Source organism: Frigoribacterium sp. CFBP 13605 (assembly GCF_014839405.1).
GTDB lineage: Bacteria > Actinomycetota > Actinomycetes > Actinomycetales > Microbacteriaceae > Frigoribacterium.
The window spans coordinates 50,747-71,303 of the sequence record NZ_JACYNS010000004.1; the positions used below are offsets into that span (position 1 = coordinate 50,747).

Genomic DNA, 20,557 nt, shown 5'->3' on the forward strand with positions numbered 1-20,557 from the left:
GACACCTGACGCCTATGAGACTCTTCTTCGCCGTGATCGCCGCCCTGTTGGCGGTGTTCGTCGTGTCGGCGGGACTGCCGGCCACGGCGGCACGAGCGGCGTCCGCCCCCGCGGGCGACGGCGTCACGATGACCGTCGAGCCGGCCTCCGACGGCGTGCTGCGACCCGACGACGACCTCACCCTCGGGGTCACCGTGACGAACGACGGCGACAGCGACCTCGCGGCGACGAAGGCCCGGATCTACCTCGACCGCGAACCGTTTACCACGCGGTCCAAGCTCGCCTCGTGGCTCGATCCCGACGACGTCTCGGGTGACGACTACCTGGGTCGCCAGCTCGTCCAGGTCGACGTGCCGGCGGTCTCCGCCGGGTCGTCCGTGGCGCTCGACACCGTCGTGGTGCCCGCCGACCGCCTCTCCCTGACCGGCCGCGCCTTCGGGGCACGCGCGCTCGGGGCCCGCGTGCTCGACGCCTCGGGTAGCCAGGTGGCGCAGACCCGCAGCAGCGTGGTCTGGTACCCCGCCGACAGCTTCCAGCCGACCCGCGTCGCGGTCGCCGTGCCGATCACGACGCCCGAGAGCGAGACCGGCGTCCTCGACGCCTCCGCCCTCGCCGCCTACACCTCTGACGGCGGGGTGCTGCGACGCGAGCTCGACGCCGTGTCGGGCACGGGCGCGACCCTCGGCGTCGACCCGATGATCGTCGCGTCGATCCGCCTGCTCGGCACCGAGGCCCCGCAGTCCGCCGTCGACTGGCTCGCCGAACTGCAGGCCCTGCCGAACGACATGTTCCCCCTGGCCTACGCCGACGCCGACGTCGCGGGACTGCGTCAGGCCGGCGCCACGTCCGTCCCGGCCGTGACCTCGCTCGACACCCTGGTCGACCCCGCCCGGTTCGAGGGCATGCCGGCAGCGACCGACACGCCCACCGAGGCCCCGAGCCAGGGCACGGACGACGGCTCGGGCACGGGCGTCGCCGGGTCCGACCCCTCGGCCCTGCCGAGCGACGGGTCCACCGCCGAGCCGACCGCCGAGCCCACGCCCGGCGACGGCGTGGTGCTGCCGACCACCGCTCAACTGCTCGACTTCCCGTGGACGCAGCGCGACGTCGTCTGGCCGCGGGAGTCGTCCGTCGTGTCCGCCGACCTCACGACGTTCGCCGCCGGGCCGTACACGTCGACCATCGTCTCCAGCGGCAACGTGGACGTCGACGGCGACTCGACCGAGAACGCCGCGGTCACGGTCGGTGGCGTCCCGGCCGTCGTCTCGGACGACCCCTTGTCGACGCTGGTCACCCAGGCGGCCGAGGCGACCTCCCTCGCCGAGTGGCAGTCCACGATGGCCCGGCTGTCCGCCACCGTCGCCACCGTCGCCTACGAGCGACCGAGCGACGCCCGCACCCTCCTGACGACGCTCGAGCGGGAGTGGCCGTCGACCGGCCAGTTCCTCACCCGCACCCTCCAGGCCGTCGACGGCCTGCCCTGGGTCAGCGGCGCGACCCTGACCGACGCGTTGGCGAGCACCCCCTCGACGGCGACCGTCGTCGACAGCCCCGAGAGCGACGCCCGACTCGACCAGTTGAGCGAACTCGTCTCCGCCGACCAGAAGGTCGTCGACTTCTCGACGGCCCTCGCCGAACCGCAGTTCGTCACCGAGACGGCCCGGCTGCGGACGATGGCCCTGGCGTCGCACGCCTGGCGCGACAACGTCGACGGGTTCCCCGCCGAGGTCGCCTCGGCCGTGGCCGACGCGACGGCGACGTCGGATCTCGTGGCGGTGGTCCAGGGCTCGCCGATCGCCATCCTCGGAGACCGCTCGGCCCTGCCCCTCTACCTCGAGAACCGGACCGACTCCGTCGCGACGGTCATGCTGAACCTGACGCCGTCGAACTCCATCCTCTCGATCGAGCGCAGCCCCATCGAGGTGACGATCCAACCGCAGTCCCAGACCCGGGTCAGCGTTCCCGTGCAGTCCGTCGCCAACGGCACGGTGTCCGTGCAGCTGCAGCTGGTCAGCCTCTCGGGCGTGGCGATCGCGACCCCGGTCGACGTCCCGCTCTCGGTCCAGGCCGGGTGGGAGACCGCCATCACCTGGATCTTCGGCGTCGCCTTCGCCGCACTCTTCCTCGGCGGCCTGTACCGCACCTTCCGCAAGCGCCGCAGGGCGCGCGACGAGGCCTGGTCCTCCGGCGACGGCCCGTCACCCGATGCGGCCGTCTCGCCGCCCGTCCAGGAGTCCATGTGAGCAACCAGGGCGGTCTCGGTCGCGCCAGCATCCTCCTCGCGTCCGGGACGATGGTCTCGCGCGTCCTCGGCTTCGTGAAGGCGGCCGTGCTGGCCGCGGCGATCGGGCAGTCGGCGAGCCGGGCGGCGGACTCGTTCGCCCTCGCGAACCAGCTCCCGAACAACATCTACGCGCTGATCGCGGGCGGCCTCCTCAGCGCCGTCCTCGTGCCCCAGATCGTGCGGGCGGCGACGTCCGACGACGGGGGCCAGCGGTTCATCAACAAGATCGTGACCCTCGGCACGATCGTCTTCGCGGCCGTCGGCCTGGCCGGCACGCTGCTCGCCCCCGTGCTCGTCCGCCTGTACGCGCAGCAGAGCTCGGACGGCGGGGCGGGGTTCACCTCGGACCAACTCGCCCTCGCGACGGCCTTCGCGTACTGGTGCCTGCCCCAGATCTTCTTCTACGCCATGTACTCGTTGCTGAGCGAGGTGCTCAACGCCCGGCAGGTGTTCGGGCCCTTCACCTGGGCTCCCGTGCTCAACAACGTCGTGGCCATCGCCGGCCTGGTCGTCTTCATCGTGATGTTCGGCGGTGCCGTCGAGAACTCCGCGGTCGACGTCTGGACCGGCGACCGGATCTTCGTCATCGCGGCCACGGCCACCCTCGGCGTCCTGGCCCAGGCGGCGTTCCTGTTGCTCTTCTGGCGCCGCGCGGGTCTGACCTTCCGCCCCGACTTCCGCTGGCGCGGCGTCGGCCTCGGAGCCACCGGCAAGGCCGCTGGCTGGCTGTTCGGCATGGTCCTCGTCACCCAGCTGGCCGGGCTGGTGCAGAGCCGCGTCGCCACCCTGGGCAGCGAGGTGGGGGCGTCGAACGCGGTCCTCGCGAACGCCTGGCTGCTCTTCATGCTGCCGCACGGCATCATCGCCGTGTCGATCGGCACCGCCTACTTCACGCGCATGAGCGGCCACGCCTCGCGTGGCGACCTGCGGGCCGTCCGCACCGACATGTCGCAGTCCCTCCGCGCCATCGGCATGTTCATGGTGTTCGCCGCCGTCGCCATGTGCGTCGTGGCCTACCCGTTCGCGCGGTTCTTCGAGGTCGACTTCGCCGGGTCGACCCGCACCGCCGAGGTCATCCTCGGCTACATGCCCGGCCTCGTCCTGTTCAGCGTCCTGTTCATCGTGCAGCGGGTGTTCTACTCGATGCACGACCAGCGCACGCCGTTCTTCCTGCAGCTCGTCCAGTCGGGCATCTTCGTCGCGGGCGTCGCGATCTCGGCCGCCGTGGTGCCGCCCGAGCGCATCGCGATGGCGATCGCCATCACCACCTCGATCGCGGGCTCGAGCCAGGCCGTGGTCGCGCTCGTCGTCGTCAAGAAGCGGCTGGGCGGCATCGACGGCCGCTGGGTGCTGCGCCGCTACGTCCAGTTCTTCGTCTTCTCGCTCGTCGCCGGTGCCGTGGGCCTCGTCGTCGTGACCGTCCTGGGTGGTTTCGCCGCCGACGGGTTCGCGCAGTCCGGTCGCGTGCCGGGCGTGCTGACGGTCGTCGTGGCCGGGGCCGTCATGGGGCTGGTCTACGGCGCCCTGCTCTGGTTCGCCCGCATCCCCGAGCTGCGGGTGCTGACCACGCCGGTGACCGCTCGTCTCGCACCCGCCGTCTCGCGCCTCCTGCGTCGCTGACCCGTCACGGCGGCCGCCGCAGCCCCGCGGCCCCGCGTCCGCTGCCAGGCCGGCGGGAATGCCCCGTCGGTAGGATGCGTTCCACCAGACGATCGAGGGATCCGACCGCACGAGCCATCGCTCGCGGGTCGTCTTCCCGCTCGTGAAGTTCTCCCCCAGGAAGGTGCCCATGCGCCAGGTCATCATCATCGGTTCCGGCCCCGCCGGCTACACGGCCGGCATCTACGCCGCCCGGGCCGGTCTGCGCCCCCTCATCGTCGCGAGCTCGGTCGAGGCCGGTGGCGAACTCATGAAGACCACCGAGGTCGAGAACTTCCCCGGCTTCCCCGACGGCATCCAGGGCCCCGAGCTCATGTTCAAGATGCAGGAGCAGGCCGAGAAGTTCGGCGCCGAGGTGCTGCTCGACGACGTGACCGCCGTCGACCTGACCGGTGACGTCAAGAAGGTCACGCTCGGCAACGGCACCGTCGAGGAGAGCCTCACGGTGATCTTCGCCACGGGCAGCGCGTACCGGAAGCTCGGCCTCGCCGACGAAGAGCGCCTGAGCGGACGCGGCGTCAGCTGGTGCGCCACCTGCGACGGCTTCTTCTTCAAGGAGAAGGCGATCGCCGTCGTCGGCGGCGGCGACTCCGCGATGGAGGAAGCGACGTTCCTGACCCGCTTCGCCTCGAAGGTCTACGTGATCCACCGCTCGAGCAGCCTGCGCGCGTCGAAGATCATGCAAGACCGGGCTCACGCCAACGACAAGATCGAGTTCCTCTTCGACAAGCAGGTCACGGCCATCCTCGGTGGCGAGAAGGCCACCGGCGTCACCCTGACCGACACGGTCGACGGCAGCACGACCGACCTCGACCTCGACGGCCTCTTCATCGCCATCGGCAACGACCCGCGCGTGCACCTCGTCCACGGCCAGGTCGACCTGACCTCGGACGGCACGATCGCCGTCCAGGGGCGCAGCTCGAAGACCAACCTGACCGGCGTCTTCGCCGCGGGCGACGTCATCGACGCCACCTACCGGCAGGCGGCCACCGCCGCGGCCTCGGGCACCGTCGCCGCGCTCGACGTCGAGCACTACCTGGCCTCGCTCGACCAGACCTTCCTGGCCGAGCAGACCGTCGGGTCGGCCGAGGGCGTCGAGACGTCCGAGTCCGTGGTCGCCTGACCCGCGCCTCCTGAAGCCAACCCAGATCACCCTGACGAAAGGAACACCATGAGCAGCGCCAAAGCAGTGACCGACGCGTCCTTCGAGGCCGACGTCCTCAACTCCGACAAGACGATCCTCGTCGACTTCTGGGCCGAGTGGTGCGGCCCGTGCCGCGCCGTCTCGCCGATCCTCGACCAGATCGCCGCCGAGCACGGCGACAAGATCGAGATCGTCAAGCTCAACGTCGACGACAACCCCCAGACCGCCATGAAGTACCAGATCACCTCGATCCCGGCCATGAAGGTCTACCGCGGTGGCGAGGTCGTCAAGACCGTCATCGGCGCCAAGCCCAAGCCGGCCCTCGAGGCCGACCTGGCGGAGTTCATCGCGTAGTCGACACCGACACCACGACGAGAGCCCGCCCAGCACACGCTGGGCGGGCTCTCGTCGTCCCCGGTCGGGACGGGCATAGTCTTGACCGATTCACCCTCTGACAGAACAGGGACACCGATGAGCGACAAGGGCACCAACCTCGACCCGTGGTACGACTCGTACGCCGACCGTACGGCCGGCCTCAGCGCCTCCGAGGTCCGAGCCCTGTTCGCCGTCGCCTCGCGCCCGGAGGTCGTCTCGCTGGCCGGCGGCATGCCCTACGTCTCCGCCCTGCCCCGAGAGCTCGTCACGGGGGCGATCGACCGCGTCATGGCCGACGGGGGAGCGATGGCGATGCAGTACGGCAGCGGCCAGGGCACCCCGGCCATCCGCGAGCACATCATGCAGATCATGGCGATGGAGGGCATCCGCGGCAGCGCCGACGACGTCGTCGTCACCACGGGCTCGCAGCAGGCCCTCGACCTCGTCACCCGCCTCTTCGTGAACCCGGGCGACGTCGTGCTCGCCGAGTCGCCGAGCTACGTGGGCGCCCTGGGGGTCTTCAAGGCGTACCAGGCCGACGTCGTGCACGTCCCGATGGACGAGCACGGGCTCGTGCCCGAGGCCCTGCGAGAGGCCATCGCGGCCGTCACCGCTCGTGGGGGTCGCATCAAGTTCCTCTACACGATCCCGAACTTCCACAACCCGGCCGGTGTCACCCTCACGTGGGCCCGACGCGTCGAGATCCTCGAGATCTGCCGCTCGGCCGGCATCCTCGTCCTCGAGGACAACCCCTACGGGCTGCTCTACTTCGACCAGCCGGCCCCGCAGGCGATGCGCTCGATCGACGACGAAGGCGTCATCTACCTCGGGTCGTTCTCGAAGACGCTGGCACCCGGCTTCCGGGTGGGTTGGGCACTCGCCCCGCACGCCATCCGCGAGAAGCTCATCCTCGCCAACGAGTCCGCCACGCTCTCGCCGAACTCCTTCGGGCAGTTCGTCATCACCGAGTACCTCGACCAGGCCGACTGGCGTGGGCAGATCGAGACCTTCCGTGGCCTGTACCGCGAACGGCGTGACGCGATGATCTCCGCGCTGGGGGAGTACCTGCCGTCGCTCACGTGGAACGTCCCCGACGGCGGCTTCTTCGTCTGGGTCGGACTCCCGGCCGAACTCGACTCGAAGGCCATGCTGCCCCGGGCGGTGAAGGAACTCGTGGCCTACACCCCCGGTACGGCGTTCTTCGCCGACGGCGACGGGCGTCAGAACATCCGCCTGTCGTTCTGCTACCCGACATCCGAGTCCATCCGCACCGGTGTCGCGCGCCTGGCGAACGTCGTCAACGGAGAGCTCGACCTGCTGCGCACGTTCTCGACAGCGAGCCTGTCGAACCGCGCCGCGCACCCGCAGAGCGTCGTGGTGCCGCCGCCGAACACCATCTGACCAGCATTTTCATCGTCTCGTACCCGTCCGGACCACGAGACGGGCCTGCGTCGTGACACGAAGAAGAGGTTCCACCATGGCATCGAGCGAACTGCGTACCGTCACCGTCCTCGCCGGCGGCATCTCGCACGAACGTGACGTCTCCCTCCGATCGGGGAGGCGCGTGGTCGACAGCCTCGTCACCCACGGCATCGAGGTCGAACTCCGCGATCCGGACGCCTCGTTGCTCGGACACCTCACCGCGTCACGTCCCGACGTCGTGTGGCCGGCTCTGCACGGAGCGAGTGGTGAGGACGGCGCCCTCCGCGGACTGCTCGAGGCGCTCGACGTGCCGTTCGTCGGCAGCAAGGCGGCGGCCGCGCGACTGGCGTGGGACAAGCCGACCGCGAAGGAGCTCGCACGTCGCGCCGGTGTCTCGACACCGCGCGGCATCACGCTGTCCCACGACGCCTTCCGCGAGCTCGGTGCCGTCGGTGTGTTGGCGGCGATCGCCGACGAACACCCGGTGCCCGTCGTCGTGAAGCCCGCACGGGGTGGCTCGGCCCAGGGCGTCACGGTCGTCGACGACATCGGGGCGTTGCCCAGGGCCATGGTCGACGCGTACACGTACTGCGACGATGTCATCGTCGAACAGAAGATCACGGGCACCGAGATCGCCGTCGGGGTCATCGACACCGGTGACGGACCCCTTGCCCTGCCTGCCGTAGAGATCGTTCCTCGCCAGGGGTTCTACGGCTTCGAGGCGCGCTACAACGCGGGGGAGACGACGTTCTTCACGCCCGCACGGATCGACGCCGTCGCGTCGGAGTCAGCGGCGCGGGCTGCCGTGGCCGTCCACGAGGCCCTCGGGCTGCGCCACTTGTCGAGGGTGGACCTGATCGTGGATGCCGCAGGGACCCCGTGGTTCCTGGAGGTCAACGTCCTGCCCGGACTGACCGAGACGTCGCTCGTCCCGATGGCCCTGGAGTCCGCCGGCTACGAACTGGGCATGTTCTACGCCGCTCTGGCTGAGAAGGCCGTCACCGACCACCTCCGCTGACGACACGTGCTCGACGTTTCACGTGAAACGTCGGGCGGCCGGTGGGGTACTGCAAGCCCATGGTCGATCTTCTGGGCATACAGGTGCTGAATGGACGCATCCAGGATCATCGACGATCTCGGCGCCTTCGTTGTCGTCCACCCGTGGACTTGACACAGAAATAGCCCGTGAGATCGACGTTTACGGGACCTTGACGTCTCCCTAGAAGCTACGACGAATCATCTTACGTCGAGTCTGATGAACCTCTCGATGGTCATCATGCCCGAGTGGGATCGACGCTGCCGACGAAATGCGGCCGCCGCGAGTACCGCCTACCAGGCACACAGCCATGCATCCTGGCCTCCATGTCGAACCCCTCGAGGAAGATGCGGAATGTTCGTCTACGCTGGCCCAGGTTCCAGCGTCCACTTTGTGCCACCACATGCTCAGGACGTGCAGCTGCCGGCGCACGTGTCCTTTGCCTGCGCTGCCCCGGAGGTGGGTCTGTGCCCGCGTCGACACGGTGTCTCGATCTCCACAGGGCCTGAACCTGTATCTGTCCGTGCATGAGGACCTCTGCTCGCCCCCGCGTCAGTCCCTTCGCCCCCATCGGCAGTCATGCGACCACCTGCGCCCGCACCTCGGCGTACCCCTGCCATCGCACTGCGTCTTCACCTGCGCGTGCGCATGCGCGTGCTGTTCGCGCCTACGACGCCGCCCTCAGCACTGCACCTGCCGTGCGCGTGCGCGTGCAGTTTGCGCCGGCGATCTCACCCTCCGCCCTGCACCTGCGCGCGTCGAACGTCTACACCTGGCCCTGTACCTGCGCCTGCGCCGTCCGCTGGCCCTGTGCCTGCGGCCTCTGCCCTGGGCCATACACAACCGCCATGTACCTGCACCTGCACCTGCATCAACACCGCAAGCTTCTCGTGCCGCTAGAAGACACCGGATCACGGCCGAAATCAGCACCGTGCCACTCCAGAAGGAACCTGCCTGCCTTAACAGCCAAAAGGAAGCTCACCAACTCCATCTGGGCGAGACCACTGTCAGAATCCCGCGTGGGCGGAGTGCTGCACGAAGACGGGTTGCACTGTTTCACGTGAAACGTCCCACCACACGACGCTCACATAGCGTTAATGTCCAACCAACAAGTACCGCCCCTACCGGCAAAGGCAGGGGCGGTCGATGTTTCACGTGAAACCGATGCCGGTCAACGCTGTGGGCGACGAGTCACGACTCCTGGTCGTGTCCCAACTGGCCGAGGATGCGGTTCAGGTCCTGCATGGACGCGAAATCGATGGTGATCGACCCCTTCCGAGCGCCCAAGGACACCTTGACCCGCGTCTCGAACCGGTCACCGAGGGTCTCGGCCACCTCGTCCAGATGAGCCTGATGCTTGCCGGGAGTGGCCGTGCGCGTCGACTTCGGCTTCGCGCTGCCCCCTGCAGCGATGGCCTCGGCAGCTCGTACGCTGAGGTCTTCATTGACGATGCGATCCGCGAGACGGGCCATGAGGACCGGGTCACCCGTGCTCAAGATCGCCCGAGCGTGGCCTGCGGTGAGGACGCCGGAGGCGACTCGCCGTTGGACGGCTGCCGGCAACCTCAGCAGCCTCAGGGTGTTCGTGATCTGGGGGCGGCTCCGACCGATGCGGGTCGCCAGTTCATCCTGGGTGATGCCGAAGTCGGCAAGAAGTTGCTGATAGGCAGAGGCTTCTTCGAGAGGGTTGAGCTCGGCGCGGTGCAGGTTCTCCAGCAACGCATCACGCAGCATCGCGTCGTCGGCGGTGTCTTTGACGATGGCGGGGATCGTTGCGAGCCCGAGCTCTTTGGTCGCTCGCAGACGCCGCTCGCCCATGACCAGCTCGTACTGTGCTGCTCCCTTGCCGCCGTTCTTGATCGGGCGGACGACGATGGGCTGCAGTACGCCCACCTCTCGGATCGAGGTCACCAACTCGGCAAGCTCTTCCGCGCGGAACTCGGCCCGAGGCTGCTGCGCGTTCGGAGTGATGTCCAGCGGATTCAGGTTGGCGAGACGAGCGCCCGGCACGGCGATGAGTTCGTCGGCCGTCTGCTGTGCCGTCGGGAAGAAGACGTCGACCGGGCGGTCCTGGCTCTCGTCGGAGACGGGGATGAGGGCACCGATGCCGCGCCCGAGACCGGTTCGCTTGGTTGCCATTACTGGGGTGCTCCTCGACGTGCTAGTTCGGCGGCCGCCTCGAGGTACGAGATCGACCCGGGGGAGTTGGTGTCGTAGCTGATGACGGTCTGCCCGTAACCGGGGGCCTCACTGATCCTGACGGACCGGGGTATGAGAGTGTTCAGTGCCTCATCTGGGAAATGCTCGCGAACGTCGGCGACGACCTGCTGAGCAAGGTTCGTCCGGCCGTCGTACATCGTCAGCAAGATGCTCGACACCTTGAGCTTGGGGTTCAGGTGCTTCTCGATCAACTGGATGTTGCGCAGCAGCTGGCTCAACCCCTCGAGTGCGTAGTACTCGCACTGGATGGGGATGAGTACTTCACTGGCTGCGACGAACGCGTTGATCGTGAGCAACCCGAGCGACGGAGGGCAATCGATGAAGACGTAGTCGTAACGATCGCCGGCGTTCTCGGTCTTGCTGAGGTACTCGGACAACGCCCTGCTCAGTCGTTGCTCGCGAGCGACGAGTGAGACGAGTTCGATCTCGGCGCCGGCGAGATGGATGGTCGCGGGGATGCAGAAAAGCGTGTCGAACTCCGGGCTCTTCTGGACGACGTCCGCTACCTCGCCGTCGTTCACCACGACGTCGTAGACACTCGGGGTCTCTGCCCGGTGTTCCACACCGAGGGCCGTGGAGGCGTTGCCCTGGGGATCGAGATCGATGACCAGAACCTTGGCCCCACTCCGCGCAAGGGCGGCGGAGAGATTGACGGTGGTCGTGGTCTTGCCGACACCGCCTTTCTGGTTCGAGACGGTGATCACTCGGGTCGAGGCGGGCGACGGGAGCGGTTCGCGAGACAGGGCCTTCTTACGACGGTTCAGGTCGGCAAGCTCTCGAGCCAGGGGAGTGCTTCTGTCGTCGTCAGCCGAGGAACTCACTGAGGGTCTCCGTATCGCCATGTTTCACGTGAAACGACCTACCCGGAGGTGTGATCACGCCGCTGCGAGGCGGCACGGTGATCATCGGGGATCGGAGACCGAGTCTATCGGCAGGCCCCGACAAAGACGGGGACCCGAGGTCCGCGTGCCTGCCTAACCACTTCGGTCGACACGGAGCGCAAACCCCCGAGTAGTCGAACATGGCCTGGTCAAAGCCACATTACCGTCACTCACATGGACCAGTCAGTCCAAGGTGGCGATGAACACCCGGGTCGTCTCGTCGACGAGCCCCACACCCAGTTCACGAGCCTCGACGTCGATGAGGTGATGGCGGGCGATCACCTTGCGTGCGGCGGCGATCTCGTCGTCGACCCGAGCGCCCTTCATCAACAGCAGCTGCCCCCCGGTCTTCACCAGCGGCGCCGTCAGCGGAATCAACTTGGAGAGGGCCGACACGGCCCGAGCGGTCGCCTGGTCGAGCCACCCGTCCAGCTGCACGTCCTCGGCACGGGCACGGACGACCTCGACGTTGTCGAGCCCCATGCGATCGGCTTCAGCCGTCAGCCAGTCGACGCGCCGTTCCATCGGCTCGATCAGGACGAGCGTGGCGTCCGGACGAGCAGCAGCGAGCACGAGTCCCGGGAGGCCGGCACCCGACCCGATGTCCCCGACGCGACCCGCGACCAGCAGAGGTGCCAGCAAGCCACAGTTGACGACGTGGCGGGTCCAGAGACGCGGCAGCTCGAGCGGTCCGATCAGGCCGAGTTCTTCGCCGTGCTGGGCTAGGTCGGCCACATAGCGGCGAACGACGTCGAGCCGGTCGCCGAAGATCGTCGCCGCGACGGCGGGCTCGACCTCGAGGGTCGACGTGTCGGTCATGTCGTCCGGCTCAGGGACGCGTGATGACGGTGTGACGGTCGCGGCCTTCGCCCTCGGACTCCGAGGTGAATCCCCGTGCCGCGACGATGTCGTGCACGAGTTTGCGCTCGTAGGACGACATGGGGGGCAGGGCCGCCGAGGTGGCGCCGTCCTCGAGCTTCGAGACCGCGTGGTCGACCAGGCGTCCGAGTTCCGTCTCGCGAGTGGCGCGGGATCCCCCGATGTCGAGGATGAGGCGGGAGAACTCACCCGTCTTGGTCTGCACCGCGATGCGGGTCAGCTCTTGGAGGGCGTTGACGGTGTCGGGCTTCGACAGGACGCGCAGCTTCTGCTCACCACTCGAGTCGACCGAGATGTACGAACGACCACCGCGGACCTCGATGTCGATGTCGCCGTCGAAGTCGCAGATGTCGAGCAGCTCTTCGATGTAGTCGGCGGCGATGTCGCCCTCGTCGAGGACGTCGGCGGCGTCGTCCGAGGCGACCTGCGCCTCCTCGGTGTCGTTCGAGACGACGGCGTCGTCGTTCTCGGCGGCGGGCTTCACGATGTCGGTCGTGGAGTCGTCAGAGGTCATTTCTTGGGGCCGTTCTGCTTCTTGGAGCGGTTCTTGCCGACGGGTTGGGTCCGCTGGGTCGTCTTCGGCATGGCAGGCGCCGACTCGATCTCGGTCACGGTGATGCTCGGGAGTCCCTTGCGCTGCTGCTTGCGCGCGAGGCGCTCTTCACGCGCCAGGGCCGCTTCGCTGCCGGGGGTGGGCATGTTGCGGATGACCAGGAACTGCTGGGCCATGGTCCAGACGTTCGAGGTGAGCCAGTAGAACATGACGCCGAGGGGGAACGACAGGCCCGAGAAGACGAACACGAGGGGGAGGAAGTACAAGAGCATGCGCTGCTGCTTGAACATGGGGCTCGCCTTGGTCTCGGGCGACATGTTCTTCGAGACGATCTGCAGCTGCGTGATGAACTGCGAGGCGGTCATGATGACCACCATCGCTCCGGCCATCAGGCGGACCTCCCATGTGGTGGCACCCAGGAAGGTCTCCTTCAGGGGGGCGCCGAAGAGAGCCGACTCACCGAACGAGTTCGAGAGCGCCGCGTTCAGCAGGCCGATGCCCACCTTCTCTTGCTGCGCGTTGTGCAGCACGGTGTAGAGGCTGAAGAAGATCGGCATCTGGATCAGCAGGGGCAGGCACGAGCTGAGCGGGTTCGTCCCCGTGTCCTTGTAGAGCGCCATGGTCTCGCGCGACATGGCCTCGCGGCTGAACTGGTCGCGCTTGCCCTTGTACTTGTCCTGGATCTTCTTGAGCCGGGGCGCGATCTCCATCATGCGTCGCTGGCTCTTGATCTGGCGGACGAAGATCGGGATGAGGCACGCCCGGACCACGAGGACCAGGCCGACGATCGAGAGCACCCACGTGCTGCCGGCCGCGGTGTCCATGCCGAACGCCGTGAGGACGTTGTGGAAGCCGACGAGGATCGCCTCGACGACCCATCTCAGGGGCCAGAGGATGGTGCCGATGAAGTCCATGGTGTTCGGGTCAGCCCTTTCCGTGGCTCTGTGCGGCGATGCGGCCCGTCCCGAGGAGGTCGGGGGCGGTGGTGCCGGATCGCGGTGTCACGAAGCCGGACTTCGTGACGCGGTACTTCTGTGTACGGGGCTCGGGGACGTCGTCGACGCCTCCGGCTGCCCAAGGGTGACACCGGGCGATGCGCCAGCTGCCCATGGCCACGCCCCGCACGACGCCGTGCAGCTGGATGGCCTCGAGGGCGTACCGGGAACACGACGGGTAGTAGCGACAGACGTCGCCGTAGAGCGGGGAGACGACGGCGCGGTAGACGCGGAGGATGAGGACGCACGCGTTGCGGGGAAGCAACGCGACGAACTGCACCGCTCTTGTCACGCTCTCACGCCCCTGTCGACCACCTCGGAGATGTCCGACAGCAGGGTAGACCACGCAACGTCGGGGCTGCCTGGCAAGGCTCTGATCACGACGTCGAGCCCGCCGGGGATCGTCGGCAGGAGTTCGTGGCACACCCCCTTGAGCCGGCGCCGGACCGTGTTGCGGACGACCGCGTTGCCCACGGTCTTCGCCACGATGAAACCGAACCGGACCAGCTCGTCGTCACGACGCCGCACGTAGACGACCGAATGCGCCGTGCCCGACTTGCGGCCACGGCGCACGGTGGTTCGGTAGTCGTCTGCGCGGACGATCCGGTTGGCCCGGGCCAACACGGAAGTGGCTACGCCGAGAGCTCGGTGCGGCCCTTGCCACGACGGGCGGCGAGGATCGCGCGGCCGGCACGCGTACGCATGCGAGCACGGAAACCGTGCTTCTTGGCCCGACGACGGTTGTTCGGCTGGAACGTTCTCTTGCTCATGGTGGTCCTCCAGGAAAGCGGACCAGGCCTGTTGCCACGATCCGAGAAGTCTTGTACAGCCAACGCGGCTGAAATCAACTGATTAAAAGTACGCGTGATCGGAGCCCGGGTCAAACGGCCGCTTCCCAGGAGGTTTGTCCACAGTGTTGAAAACTCTGATTGCGGACTCCACACCCCGTCGAACTAAGGTGGGTACTTCTCGCGGTACTTCCGCGTGACGACGGGGAACACGCAGCGATCCCGGCCCGAACGGCGCCAACCGATCGGTGGAGAAAGCTGTGCATAACTCGTCCCGCACTCGTACCCTTCGAACACCGTCGGGTGAACGCGACCCGCACGCGGAGGCGGCCGGATCCGTCCGCTGCCGAACCGCGAGAAAGAGACTCCAGTGGCGCACACCGTCGACCCGGTCCAGGACCTGTGGCGTTCCGTCCTCGCGACGCTGACGACCGACGACCGCATCACGCCGCAGCTGCACGGCTTCATCAGCCTCGTGGAGCCCAAGGGCGTGCTGGGCGGCACCCTCTACCTCGAGGTGCCCAACGACCTGACCCGCGGCATGCTCGAACAACGGATCCGTGAGCCCCTGCTCGAGTCCATCGCCGGGTTGGGCGACACCTCCGTCTCGAGCTTCGCCATCACCGTCAACCCCGACATCACCCCGGACACCCTCACGCAGCAGGTCGAGCAGTCGGAGCCGGTCCACTACATCGAGGCGCCCTTCGTGCCGGCGCCCGTCGAGACGAGCGCGAGCGGGAAACGCAACGACTCCCGCCTGAACCCGAAGTACAGCTTCGACAACTTCGTCATCGGTGCGTCGAACCGATTCGCCCACGCCGCGGCCGTCGCCGTCGCCGAGGCTCCGGCCAAGGCATACAACCCGCTCTTCGTCTACGGGGAGTCGGGGCTGGGCAAGACCCACCTGCTGCACGCCATCGGCCACTACGCCGAGACCATGTACCCGGGGATCCGGGTCAGGTACGTCAGCAGCGAGGAGTTCACGAACGACTTCATCAACTCGATCGCCAACAACCGGTCGAGCCTCTTCCAGCAGAGGTACCGAGAGATCGACATCCTGCTGATCGACGACATCCAGTTCCTGCAGGGCAAGGACAGCACCCAAGAGGCGTTCTTCCACACCTTCAACACCCTGCACGATCACGACAAGCAGCTGGTGATCACCAGCGACCTGCCGCCGAAGCACCTCACCGGCTTCGAGGACCGCATGCGTTCGCGCTTCGAGTGGGGCCTGATCACCGACGTCCAGGCTCCCGACCTCGAGACCCGCATCGCCATCCTGCGCAAGAAGGCCCAGAGCGAGAAGCTGCAGATCCGCGACGAGGTCCTCGAGTTCATCGCGACCAAGGTGTCGAGCAACATCCGTGAGCTCGAGGGCACCCTCATCAGGGTCACGGCCTTCGCCAGCCTGAACCGCACCGCCGTCGACCTGGCCCTCGTCCAGACCGTCCTCAAGGACCTGATCACGCTCGACGAGGACAACATCATCGCGCCGGTCGACATCATCAACCACACCGCGGACTACTTCAAGCTGACGGTCGACGACCTCTACGGATCGTCCCGCTCACAGGCCATCGCCACGGCCCGCCAGATCGCCATGTACCTGTGCCGCGAACTCACGAGCCTGTCACTGCCGAAGATCGGACAGCTGTTCGGCAACCGCGACCACACGACGGTCATGTACGCCAACAAGAAGATCAGCGAACTGATGAAGGAACGCCGGTCGATCTACAACCAGGTGACCGAACTCACCAGTCGCATCAAGCAGGACACCCGTTACAAGTGACGGGACGGCGGGCCAGGCCGGCCCGTCCTCCACGACCGTCCCGTCCGGGCGCCGACCACGTGTCGGCGCCCGTTCGTCGTTCCAGGGGGCGCTCGACGGGTCTGAGGGGGCCCTGGGGAGTCACGTTCCACACAGTGTGGATAACTTGTGGAAACTCGTGGATAACCGTGTCGACCTTGTTCACGGATCCGGGGGACCTGTGGGATCCCACTCGGAGCGACCGGCAGACCCCGAGCATTCTTGTCATTCGGTTCCACACGCCGTCCACAAGTCACACGTGTGTAGTTCCGCCGAGCCCCGGGGTTTTAAACAGGTTATCCACACTGTGCACAACGGTTAAGACTGTTAATCCTGGTTACAAGAAATTGATGGAGAGACAACCTTGTGGATCGATCCGGGCCCGGAGCCTCGGCTTTCGCCTCCCGGAAGGGCGGACCCCGATGCTGTGCCACTATTAACCGGCCATCCACGAGAGCGAAGTCGATAGGGGTCCCCGCGTGAAGTTCCAGGTCAACCGTGACGTCTTCAGCGATGCGGTCTCCTTCGCCGTCAAGCTGCTGCCCCAGCGCACCACCTTGCCGATCCTCAGCGGTGTCCTGATCGAGGCCGACGCCGACGGGCTCACCCTGTCGTCCTTCGACTACGAGGTCTCGGCCCAGACGAGCATTCCCGCCGAGATCGACGAACCGGGCACGATCCTGGTCTCCGGCCGACTGCTCGCCGACATCGCCAGCCGTCTGCCGAACGCGCCGGTCACCTTCTCCACCGAGGAGAACCGCATCTCGGTCAGCTGCGGATCCGCGAACTTCTCCCTGCTGAGCATGCCGGTCGAGGAGTACCCGACCCTGCCGACAGTCGGCGACCGTTCGGGCGTCGTGCCCGGCGACTCCTTCGCCCTCGCCGTCTCCCAGGTCGCGGTGGCGGCATCCCGCGACGACGTCACCCCGGTCATCACCGGCGTCCAGCTCGAGGTCACCGAGAACGCCCTCTCGCTCGTCGCCACCGATCGTTACCGCGTCGCCGTCCGAGGCATCGAATTCGATCCCGGCACCGTGGCGAGCACGACCACGACGACGGCTCTCGTCCCCGCACGTACGCTGCAAGAGGTCGGCAAGACCTTCGGCAACGCCGGCACCGTCTCGGTCTCGATCACCGGATCCGACGAGCGCGAGCTCATCGCGTTCCAGGCGGACAACAAGACCGTCACCTCGTTGCTCATCAAGGGGAACTTCCCTCCGGTGAAGCGTCTCTTCCCCGACACCGTCGAGAACTACGCCGTGATCAACACGGCCGAGCTCGTCGAGTCGGTCCGCCGCGTCTCGCTCGTCCTCGAGCGCGAGGCGGCCCTCAGGTTCACGTTCACGATCGACGGCCTCACCCTCGAGGCCATCGGAAGCGAACAAGCGCAGGCGTCAGAGTCGATCGATGCGTTGTTGACGGGAGAGGACACGGTGGTCTCGTTGAAACCGCAGTTCCTCCTCGACGGTCTCGGAGCAGTTCATTCCGAGTTCGTCCGCATCTCCTTCACCAAGACGGAGAACCCGAACAAGCCCGGTCCCGTGCTGATCACCAGTCAGTCCTCGAAAGACCAGGCCGGTGCTGACAGCTACAAGTACCTGCTGCAGCCCAACCTCCTCCTGCGCTAAGAGCGCTCTGCCAGCAACGGTGCCGCCTCCGGGCCCCACCGCCACGAACAAAGGAACCTCATGCACATCGGCCTCGTCGGTCTCGGCAAAATGGGCAACAACATGCGCGCCCGCCTGCGCGACAGCGGCATCGAGGTGACCGGTTACGACGCGAACCCCGCCGTCTCCGACGTCGCCAGCCTCGCCGAGCTCGCCACCACGCTCCCCGCCCCCCGCATCGTCTGGGTCATGGTGCCCGCGGGCGACATCACCGCCGGCGTCATCGAAGAGCTCTCGAACGAGCTCTCCGAAGGCGACCTGGTCATCGACGGCGGCAACTCGAAGTTCACCAGCGACTTCGCCAACGAGAAGCTCCTCGGCGGCAAGGGCATCAAGTACGTCGACGCCGGCGTCTCGGGCGGCGTCTGGGGCAAGGACAACGGCTACGGCCTCATGGTCGGTGGTTCCGCCGAGAACGTCGCCCTGGCGCAGCCGATCTTCGACGCCCTGCGTCCCGAGGGTCCTCGCGAAGAGGGCTTCGTCCACGCGGGCGACACCGGCGCGGGTCACTACGCGAAGATGGTCCACAACGGCATCGAGTACGCGATCATGCAGGCCTACGGCGAGGGCTACGAGCTGCTCGAGGCCCGAAGCGACCTCATCAAGGACGTCACCGGCACCTTCAAGGCCTGGCAGCGCGGCACCGTCGTGCGTTCCTGGCTGCTCGAGCTCATGGTCCTCGCCCTCGAGGCCGACCCCAAGCTCGCCGAGATCTCGGGTTACGTCGAGGACAGCGGCGAGGGTCGCTGGACCCTCGAAGAAGCCATCAACCACGCCGTGCCGATGCCGACGATCAGCGCGTCGATCTTCGCGCGCTTCGTCTCGCGTCAGGGCGAGGGTTCGCCGACGATGAAGGCCGTCGCCGCACTGCGCAACCAGTTCGGCGGCCACGCCGTCAAGAAGGCCTAGCGCCTCCACCGGCCCGCGTGCGAGTACTGCATCTCAGCCTGACGGACTTCCGCAACTACACGTCTGCCGAAGTCAGCCTCGCGCGCGGGCCGAACCTCTTCGTCGGCAGCAACGGCCAGGGGAAGACCAACCTGGTCGAGTCCCTGGGCTACCTGTCGAGTCTCGGATCCCACCGGGTGTCGTCGGATTCGGCTCTCATCCGCCAGGGCCGCGACTCGGCCGTCGTGCGGGCGCGATTGCTCGCCGACGAGCGCGAACTGCTGGCCGAGGTGCAGATCAACCGGTCGTCGCCGAACCGGGCGCAGGTCAACCGTGGGGCCATCAAGCCTCGCGAGCTTCCGCGCTACTTCACGAGCGTCCTCTTCGCTCCCGAGGACCTCGCGCTCGTCCGGGGCGAGCCGTCCGGCCGTCGACGCTTCCTCGACGAACTCCTGGTGGCCCGGTCGCCCCGGTTCGCCGGCGTGCAGACCGACTACGACCGGGTGCTCAGACAACGCAACACGCTCCTGAAGTCGGCCCGCGCCTCCGGGGTGAAGGCCGGTCAGCTCGGCACGCTCGACATCTGGGACGAACGTCTCGTGGCCCTCGGCAGCGAACTCGTCGTCGCGCGTGACCGGCTCGCGGCCGACCTGGCCCCCGAGGTGACCCGTGCCTACGCGGCGGTGGCGGGCGCGGACCACGCCGCACACCTCTCGACGGTGCTGAGCATCCGGGGCGCGACACCCGACGACGAGACGACCGCGGCCGAGGGGCCGACCGAGTCCATCCCCGCCGACCAGGTGCCCGACGTCTTCCGTCAGGCGCTGGCCCGTGTCCGACCGACCGAGCTCGAGCGGGGGCTGACGCTCGTCGGGCCGCACCGCGACGACCTCTTCCTCTCGCTCAACGGGCTCCCCGCGCGCGGCTACGCCAGCCACGGCGAGTCCTGGTCGTTCGCCCTCGCGCTGAAGCTGGCCTCGGCCGCCGTGGTCCGGGTCGACTCGCCGACGGGCGACCCGGTGATCGTGCTCGACGACGTCTTCGCCGAACTCGACGGATCCCGTCGCGAACGTCTGGCCGACGCCGTCGCCGACTACGAGCAGGTCCTCATCACGGCGGCGGTCGAGGGCGACGTCCCCTCACGACTCAAGGCCCATACGGTCCGGATCGCCAAGGGGACGATCCTCGACGACGCCCCCGCCGTCGACGGTCCGGGCGACGACGCGGTCGTCACCGCGGTGGCCGGCGACGAGGGGCCCGGCGACGAGGGGCTCGGCGACGCCGAGGAGGCGCGGTGAGCGTCGACGACGCACCGCAGCCTCCGGCGTCCACGCCACCCGCGCCTCCTGAGCCCGAGGCGCAGCCCGACAGCGAGGCCCAACGGGTCTATCTGCGGTTCCGCCGGGTGTTCGGCGACCCCAACTCGCGGTCGCGCGACGCCCGGAAGCGCAAGTCGATCAAGTTGGGCTCCCCGAGCCAGCCCTTCGGCACGGGACGCGAGCCCCGGGGCATCGCCGACGTCCTCTCGGCCGTCACCAACGAACTCGGCTGGAACAGCCCGTTGGCCCAGTCCGAGCTGATGACCGCGTGGCCCGACATGGTGGGGGCGGAGCTGGCCGCGCACTCGGATCCGGTCTCGATCGACGACGGCACGTTGACCGTCCAGTGCGACTCGACGGCGTGGGCGACGCAACTGCGGCTGATGCGCACGCAGGTCACGACGACCATCGTGAAGAGGTACCCGGACGCGGGCATCCAGTCGGTGCGTTTCCTGGCACCCAACGCCCCGACCTGGAAACGCGGCCCCAGATCGGTTCCAGGGCGGGGCCCTCGCGATACTTATGGTTGACGAGGGTGAATCGTCCAAGTGCGGTGGGAAAATCCGTCTGAGGGCGGATTTCGCCCCGCGGCGGACAGGCCTGCGGTAGACTCGGAAGGTCGTCCGAGGGCCGCCCAGACAGC

Annotated in this window: 19 protein-coding genes; 11 read left to right on the forward strand and 8 right to left on the reverse strand. The window is 67.6% G+C overall.

Annotated features, from left to right (window positions below; translation table 11 throughout):
• Positions 1-14: 14 nt before the first annotated feature.
• The 6 genes from IFT36_RS02585 (at position 15) to IFT36_RS02610 (ending at position 7,902) form a co-directional block, all read left to right on the forward strand.
• Positions 15-2,243: a DUF6049 family protein gene (locus tag IFT36_RS02585; RefSeq protein ID WP_200412353.1), complete on the forward strand. Its 2,229-nt coding sequence runs from the start codon at positions 15-17 to the stop codon at positions 2,241-2,243.
• Positions 2,240-3,904 (forward strand): murein biosynthesis integral membrane protein MurJ, encoded by a 1,665-nt coding sequence (gene murJ, locus IFT36_RS02590; protein WP_056044245.1) that lies wholly within the window; start codon positions 2,240-2,242, stop codon positions 3,902-3,904. Before IFT36_RS02585 ends, murJ begins: the two co-directional genes overlap by 4 nt.
• A 169-nt stretch (positions 3,905-4,073) precedes the next feature.
• On the forward strand, positions 4,074-5,066 hold the full coding sequence (trxB, locus tag IFT36_RS02595) for a thioredoxin-disulfide reductase (protein ID WP_123571099.1): 993 nt from the start codon (positions 4,074-4,076) through the stop codon (positions 5,064-5,066).
• A gap of 48 nt (positions 5,067-5,114) precedes the next feature.
• Positions 5,115-5,441: a thioredoxin gene (gene trxA / locus IFT36_RS02600; RefSeq protein ID WP_043595317.1), complete on the forward strand. Its 327-nt coding sequence runs from the start codon at positions 5,115-5,117 to the stop codon at positions 5,439-5,441.
• 117 nt (positions 5,442-5,558) lie between these two features.
• Positions 5,559-6,863 (forward strand): aminotransferase-like domain-containing protein, encoded by a 1,305-nt coding sequence (locus IFT36_RS02605; RefSeq protein ID WP_200412354.1) that lies wholly within the window; start codon positions 5,559-5,561, stop codon positions 6,861-6,863.
• Positions 6,864-6,939: 76 nt separating this feature from the next.
• On the forward strand, positions 6,940-7,902 hold the full coding sequence (locus tag IFT36_RS02610) for a D-alanine--D-alanine ligase family protein (protein ID WP_159828386.1): 963 nt from the start codon (positions 6,940-6,942) through the stop codon (positions 7,900-7,902).
• A 1,209-nt stretch (positions 7,903-9,111) separates the two neighbouring features.
• Here IFT36_RS02610 and IFT36_RS02615 read toward each other — a convergent pair.
• The 8 genes from IFT36_RS02615 to rpmH all read right to left on the reverse strand — a co-directional run bounded on the left by IFT36_RS02615 (position 9,112) and on the right by rpmH (position 14,218).
• Entirely contained in the window at positions 9,112-10,059 is a 948-nt protein-coding gene (locus IFT36_RS02615) for a ParB/RepB/Spo0J family partition protein (RefSeq protein WP_159828383.1), read from the reverse strand.
• Positions 10,059-10,982 (reverse strand): ParA family protein, encoded by a 924-nt coding sequence (locus IFT36_RS02620; protein WP_056044235.1) that lies wholly within the window; start codon positions 10,980-10,982, stop codon positions 10,059-10,061. Before IFT36_RS02620 ends, IFT36_RS02615 begins: the two co-directional genes overlap by 1 nt.
• 222 nt (positions 10,983-11,204) lie before the next feature.
• Positions 11,205-11,840, reverse strand: a complete 636-nt coding sequence (rsmG, locus tag IFT36_RS02625; RefSeq protein ID WP_056044233.1) for a 16S rRNA (guanine(527)-N(7))-methyltransferase RsmG — start codon at positions 11,838-11,840, stop codon at positions 11,205-11,207.
• A gap of 10 nt (positions 11,841-11,850) precedes the next feature.
• Entirely contained in the window at positions 11,851-12,414 is a 564-nt protein-coding gene (locus tag IFT36_RS02630) for a Jag family protein (protein WP_200412355.1), read from the reverse strand.
• Entirely contained in the window at positions 12,411-13,367 is a 957-nt protein-coding gene (yidC, locus tag IFT36_RS02635; protein ID WP_200412356.1) for a membrane protein insertase YidC, read from the reverse strand. Before yidC ends, IFT36_RS02630 begins: the two co-directional genes overlap by 4 nt.
• A gap of 10 nt (positions 13,368-13,377) precedes the next feature.
• Positions 13,378-13,740: a membrane protein insertion efficiency factor YidD gene (yidD, locus tag IFT36_RS02640; protein WP_082460104.1), complete on the reverse strand. Its 363-nt coding sequence runs from the start codon at positions 13,738-13,740 to the stop codon at positions 13,378-13,380.
• On the reverse strand, positions 13,737-14,072 hold the full coding sequence (rnpA, locus tag IFT36_RS02645; RefSeq protein WP_056044228.1) for a ribonuclease P protein component: 336 nt from the start codon (positions 14,070-14,072) through the stop codon (positions 13,737-13,739). Before rnpA ends, yidD begins: the two co-directional genes overlap by 4 nt.
• 8 nt (positions 14,073-14,080) lie before the next feature.
• The gene (gene rpmH, locus IFT36_RS02650) at positions 14,081-14,218 is read right to left on the reverse strand and encodes a 50S ribosomal protein L34 (protein WP_043595303.1); all 138 of its coding nucleotides are present in this window, start codon (positions 14,216-14,218) and stop codon (positions 14,081-14,083) included.
• Positions 14,219-14,606: 388 nt separating this feature from the next.
• On the opposite strand from rpmH, the gene dnaA reads away from it, so the two are divergent.
• The 5 genes from dnaA (at position 14,607) to IFT36_RS02675 (ending at position 20,444) form a co-directional block, all read left to right on the forward strand.
• On the forward strand, positions 14,607-16,022 hold the full coding sequence (gene dnaA, locus IFT36_RS02655) for a chromosomal replication initiator protein DnaA (protein ID WP_056044226.1): 1,416 nt from the start codon (positions 14,607-14,609) through the stop codon (positions 16,020-16,022).
• 497 nt (positions 16,023-16,519) lie between these two features.
• Complete coding sequence (dnaN, locus tag IFT36_RS02660; RefSeq protein WP_056044224.1) at positions 16,520-17,668, forward strand: DNA polymerase III subunit beta; 1,149 nt, start codon at positions 16,520-16,522, stop codon at positions 17,666-17,668.
• Between the two features lie 60 nt (positions 17,669-17,728).
• The gene (gene gnd / locus IFT36_RS02665; protein ID WP_056044222.1) at positions 17,729-18,616 is read left to right on the forward strand and encodes a phosphogluconate dehydrogenase (NAD(+)-dependent, decarboxylating); all 888 of its coding nucleotides are present in this window, start codon (positions 17,729-17,731) and stop codon (positions 18,614-18,616) included.
• 17 nt (positions 18,617-18,633) lie between these two features.
• A complete protein-coding gene (gene recF, locus IFT36_RS02670) occupies positions 18,634-19,893 on the forward strand; it encodes a DNA replication/repair protein RecF (protein ID WP_200412357.1) in 1,260 nt (419 codons plus the stop codon).
• On the forward strand, positions 19,890-20,444 hold the full coding sequence (locus IFT36_RS02675) for a DciA family protein (protein ID WP_082460102.1): 555 nt from the start codon (positions 19,890-19,892) through the stop codon (positions 20,442-20,444). The genes recF and IFT36_RS02675 overlap by 4 nt, the downstream gene beginning before the upstream one ends.
• Positions 20,445-20,557: the final 113 nt, after the last annotated feature.

Excerpts from the sequence above, each read along its gene's own strand:
- IFT36_RS02615 (WP_159828383.1), bottom strand. The coding sequence starts at position 10,059 with ATGGCAACCAAGCGAACCGGTCTCGGGCGCGGCATCGGTGCCCTCATC.
- IFT36_RS02610 (WP_159828386.1), top strand. The coding sequence starts at position 6,940 with ATGGCATCGAGCGAACTGCGTACCGTCACCGTCCTCGCCGGCGGCATC.
- yidC (WP_200412356.1), bottom strand. The coding sequence starts at position 13,367 with ATGGACTTCATCGGCACCATCCTCTGGCCCCTGAGATGGGTCGTCGAG.
- IFT36_RS02605 (WP_200412354.1), top strand. The coding sequence starts at position 5,559 with ATGAGCGACAAGGGCACCAACCTCGACCCGTGGTACGACTCGTACGCC.
- rpmH (WP_043595303.1), bottom strand. The coding sequence starts at position 14,218 with ATGAGCAAGAGAACGTTCCAGCCGAACAACCGTCGTCGGGCCAAGAAG.
- IFT36_RS02630 (WP_200412355.1), bottom strand. The coding sequence starts at position 12,414 with ATGACCTCTGACGACTCCACGACCGACATCGTGAAGCCCGCCGCCGAG.
- rsmG (WP_056044233.1), bottom strand. The coding sequence starts at position 11,840 with ATGACCGACACGTCGACCCTCGAGGTCGAGCCCGCCGTCGCGGCGACG.
- trxA (WP_043595317.1), top strand. The coding sequence starts at position 5,115 with ATGAGCAGCGCCAAAGCAGTGACCGACGCGTCCTTCGAGGCCGACGTC.
- gnd (WP_056044222.1), top strand. The coding sequence starts at position 17,729 with ATGCACATCGGCCTCGTCGGTCTCGGCAAAATGGGCAACAACATGCGC.
- IFT36_RS02620 (WP_056044235.1), bottom strand. The coding sequence starts at position 10,982 with ATGGCGATACGGAGACCCTCAGTGAGTTCCTCGGCTGACGACGACAGA.
- trxB (WP_123571099.1), top strand. The coding sequence starts at position 4,074 with ATGCGCCAGGTCATCATCATCGGTTCCGGCCCCGCCGGCTACACGGCC.
- IFT36_RS02585 (WP_200412353.1), top strand. The coding sequence starts at position 15 with ATGAGACTCTTCTTCGCCGTGATCGCCGCCCTGTTGGCGGTGTTCGTC.